This is a genomic window from Veillonella sp. CAG:933, from assembly GCF_000431435.1.
Taxonomy (GTDB): domain Bacteria; phylum Bacillota; class Negativicutes; order Veillonellales; family Veillonellaceae; genus Veillonella_A.
In genome coordinates, this window is sequence record NZ_HF986153.1 from 1 (window position 1) to 4371 (window position 4371).

Annotated in this window: 5 protein-coding genes; 2 read left to right on the forward strand and 3 right to left on the reverse strand. The window is 45.3% G+C overall.

The genetic code is table 11. The annotated features are described in order from the left end of the window. Positions 1-574 (reverse strand): hypothetical protein (locus tag QZL64_RS02245; protein WP_296309182.1); only part of this gene is annotated, 574 nt, incomplete at its 3' end. Positions 575-698: 124 nt separating this feature from the next. On the opposite strand from QZL64_RS02245, the gene QZL64_RS02250 reads away from it, so the two are divergent. Continuing rightward, a complete protein-coding gene (locus tag QZL64_RS02250; protein ID WP_369665150.1) occupies positions 699-1532 on the forward strand; it encodes an ABC transporter permease in 834 nt (277 codons plus the stop codon). Beyond that, positions 1532-2809 carry an ABC transporter ATP-binding protein gene (locus tag QZL64_RS02255; protein WP_021840422.1) on the forward strand — a complete coding sequence of 426 codons (1278 nt, stop codon included), beginning with the start codon at positions 1532-1534 and terminating at the stop codon, positions 2807-2809. The genes QZL64_RS02250 and QZL64_RS02255 overlap by 1 nt, the downstream gene beginning before the upstream one ends. A gap of 52 nt (positions 2810-2861) precedes the next feature. Here the strand turns inward: QZL64_RS02255 and QZL64_RS02260 are convergent, their stop codons facing one another. Next, positions 2862-3962, reverse strand: a complete 1101-nt coding sequence (locus QZL64_RS02260) for a LicD family protein (RefSeq protein WP_021840423.1) — start codon at positions 3960-3962, stop codon at positions 2862-2864. 52 nt (positions 3963-4014) lie between these two features. After that, positions 4015-4371: hypothetical protein (locus QZL64_RS02265; protein ID WP_296309185.1), on the reverse strand; the 357-nt coding region annotated here is incomplete at its 5' end.

The window sequence follows — 4371 nt, forward strand, 5'->3', positions numbered from 1 at the left end:
CTCGTGCATCGAGCCAATAGTAGCCGCCGTCTAGCATGCCTTTGAGCGAGAGAATCGACTCTATAACTTGAGAGGTATCGGTGGAATCGGAAGCGCTTTCGGTGCTTTCAGTATGGATGGTGAAGGTTTTAACGGGGGTGGATAATCCGCGTGCAGTGGACTGGAACAAGGTTAGAGTGCCTACGCCCGAGACTCTTGCTGAGAATCGAAGATGCTTGACACGGGTCCAGTGCCTCCAGTAGCCAGCAGGGAATGCGTTGAAATACGTGCATAGTGAGATATGCGTACATGGTTCCAACGTAATGGAATCGCGAGAATTGATTTTGAACCCATGAGGTTCTTCAGGCGCTGGTCTGATGCCTTGTGCTACAAGACGGTTAAAATCAGAACGCGTTATAGCGTTCAAATCGACACTGAGCATACTGTCGCGTTCATCGAACACACTCGCGTCAAAATGAGCGGGATGCCAGTTCACCGCATATAGAGGCATTGTTAAGTCAGCATCTTTAGTGGGATAAACAACCCTGTTTACCGTTTCCCATTGCTTGCTACTGCTAGTTGAAGTTTGTGCCATAAATGTCAGTATACAAATGGGTGTAAGCGCGAGAGTGCACAGTGCGAAAAATGTAAGGGCTCAGGTGGGTGAGAACGAACGCATACCGCATTGCTGGTAAACTTTGTTCTTCGTGATGGCTTTAGTGAAGAAACTGCAGGATCGCTACCACTACTCCTTGGTGGTGCTGAAGGAACTGGTTAAAACCGATTTCAAGCTTCGGTACCAAGGATCATTCCTCGGTATTGGCTGGTCTGTTCTGCAACCGTTGATGCTGTTTTGTGTGATGTACGCCGTGTTCGCCAAGTTCCTGCGCATGTCTGACGGTACTCCCACGTATCCTGTGGTATTGCTGATGGGCATTAGTGCTTGGCAATTCGTACAGGAATCCACTTCTGTGGGTCTTCGAGCGATTGTCGATCGCGGCGATTTGCTTCGTAAAATCCATTTCCCCAACTACATTGTGGTGGTGTCATCCACTATCGGCGCTTTGATTAGTTTCGCCATCAACTTTGTAGTGGTGTTGTTGTTTGCGCTATTTACGCACGTGCACTTTACCTGGCGTGTGTTACTGTTGCCTCTCAACTTCATTCAGCTGTACATCATTGCACTCGGGCTCGCGTTGCTGTTGTCGACCATGTATGTGTATTTCCGTGACATTTCCCATATCTGGGACGTATTGCAGCAGGTACTATTCTACGCGATGCCGATTATTTACCCATTGTCGATGGTAATCGGGAATAACTCGCTGCGCGGATACGGTCTGTTGATTGCAAAGATTCAATTGTTGAATCCAATTGCTCAGGTGATTCAGGATATTCGTCATAACCTGATTGCTCCAGAGACGCAACCAACGATTTGGACGATGACTTCTAATCCGCTATTGCGGGCCGTTCCTATCGTGTTGTCTATATTAATTCTTGTTCTTGGCGTGTATGTGTTCAAACGTAACAACCGCAAGTTTGCAGAGGTGATGTAATGAGCGAGACCTCCATGAATATCAATAATGAAGGAACTGCGACTACCACCGAACGCAGTGATGATGTGGTGCTGTCTGTCAAGCATGTTGGCAAGTATTTCCGCCTGCCGACGGAACAGGCCACGGGACTAAAGCAGGCGTTTATTAATTGGACTAAAGGCATTAAGGGCTATAAAGAACAACATGTTCTTCATGACATCAACTTTGATGTACACCGTGGTGACTTTTTCGGTATCGTCGGCCGTAATGGTTCCGGAAAATCCACGTTATTGAAGATTATCTCGGGCATTTATGTACCAGATGGTGGTTCCGTGGAAGTAAATGGTACATTAGTGCCGTTTATCGAGCTCGGAGTTGGGTTCAATCCTGAGCTGACCGGTCGAGAGAACGTATATCTCAATGGAGCCCTGTTTGGCTTCTCCCATGACGAGATTGCGGCCATGTATGACGATATTGTGGAATTCGCTGAACTCGAAGAGTTCATGGACCAGAAGCTTAAGAACTACTCATCCGGCATGCAGGTGCGCCTTGCGTTTTCTGTGGCGATCAAGGCGCAGGGCGATATCTTGGTGCTCGACGAGGTACTTGCGGTCGGTGATGAGGCATTCCAGCGTAAGTGCGATGACTACTTTACCAAGGTCAAGAAAGATCCGAACAAGACCGTTATTTTGGTGACGCACAGCATGGACTCCGTAAAGAAGTATTGCAATAAGGCGATTCTGATTAAAGATGGAGACATTATTGTCAATGGCAATAAAGAGGATGCTGCTAACCGATACACATTAGAGAATCTGAAAGCTGAAGCGAAGAAACGCGACGAGGAGAAGAAGGATGATGATGGATATGCAGAAGGCTTGAACAGTAGATGCCCAATATTGCGTATTAATCCTCAGACTTCATTGGTCTGCAAAAGCAGTGATACCTTCAGATTTGATGTTGAATATGACTTCAACGAAGACACGGATTTCTACTTGGCTATTGCATTGCATGATCTTCGTCGTGGTGGAGTCGCGTATGATACGGGCTCGAAGACACTGAAGATGAAGAAACGCGGTCACCAAACTGTTCATTATGAGATGCCATTAAACGTCTTTAACAATGGTGATTTCCGTCTTGTCGCTTCGTTGCGTACACCGTCGGTAGCCAATCCAAAATCTACTGATATGGTCGCGTTCACTAATGATGCCAATTCTTGTGCATTCGTTATTCGGGATGGTAGGAATCGTGAGTATGCTCTGTTAAGCGACCGAGCGGTTGAAATTACTCAGATTGCATAAATGCAAAGGTCGAGATAATGAGAATGGCACTATCTCGACCTTTAATAAAAGATTAGCTATTGACATACTTTTCTAGAGAGGCCAGTACTGCATCATCTTGAAGATAGTGATTATCAACGTGTTCATGCGAATCAATATCATGCGGGATCTGCAAAAAATCGCCATATAGATTTTGAAGGTATTTGCGCCATGCTGGCGGTGCGGGCACATCGAAATCATCAAATCTCATATTAATAGTAGGCATCCAGTCATCTATGGGATAAGGTCCAGATGAATGGGTCTCGTCGATATTCTCGATGCCTCGCACTAAGCCAGATGCAGTTTGTAAATCATCCGTGAAATTAATCTTTTCTGAAAGTGCCCGGTAGTGTTCGTCAAGGACATATTCTATTTGCTCTGCTAAAGCAGAATTATCATATAAATAAGGTGTTTTCTCCCATTCAGTTCCTGTAAATTTTTTTCGAATATCTGAGACGAAGTCGACTCGCGCTTGGGACGTGATATTCCATGCCTCTGAATAGTTTCCGGTTATTGTATCCAGTGGGAACAAATCAATAAATGTTGGATTCTTCTCATCTCTGAGTTTGAAGCGAATCTGTTTACATGGCACATACCAATCCCAGACAACTGTCACGTGAAAGGTCTCATCGTCTTGGAGAATTTGCTGTAGTTCAGCAAGCTGCTTACGAGTAATAAAAACATCCACGTCATCATCCCATGGAATAATATCATTATAGATGTACGCCCCAAGAAGAGTGCCCGAACCCATCCAGTATGCTATATTGTATTTACGACATAGTGAGTTAAATTCTTTGAATAATTTAGTCTCTGCTTGTTGGAATAACCGAGCCAGACCGTGAGCTTTTGGTAAGCCTCGGAAAAAACGTTTCTTTGCTTCCTCTAGATTTTCGTCAGAATGTCGGAAAAGCTGCCAGAACATCATCATATCGCGAGTTTGCTCATAGGAATGAGCTTCATGGGATTGGTCTTTAAGACTATCGAGTTTTTGAAGAAGTTCGGCATTTTGTGCCTGGAGTTTTTCAATGGCACCTTCAAGATATTGCATCTTGTTTATGTTTTTTTGTTCGAAGGCGTGGAAGGATCGGGATGATACAGGTAAATATTTTTTGACCTGATTGAGTAAACTCGGCATGCTTTCTCTTTTTCTTGACACGTTTATAATAAACTTATTATAAGCTCTTCCGTCATTCGGTGTTGCTTTTGTGTTGCACCCTGTGGACGTTTGTCGAATGGCTACCTGTTGTTTGCTTCATCTTAAAGAAATCGGTACCTGTAAGGTACCCTTTGCCGGCGGTCATGTCGTACTGGATGAGCTCATAGTCGTTCAATGTGTTCTTGGCCTGTTTGGACAGGTTCTTGCGTTTGACCGTGTTGCCGTTGCGGTCCAGATATGTTGTGGACGTGTCGGTGGTGAACCCGCCCGCGCCGAGCACGAGTCGTTCAAATGAGGGAATATCGGTTCGCGCTTGAGTGAGGAATGCGAGGTATGGCGAGACCTTGGCGTTCATGTGTTCGGCGGCCATTTCCATGAAGTAATTCGG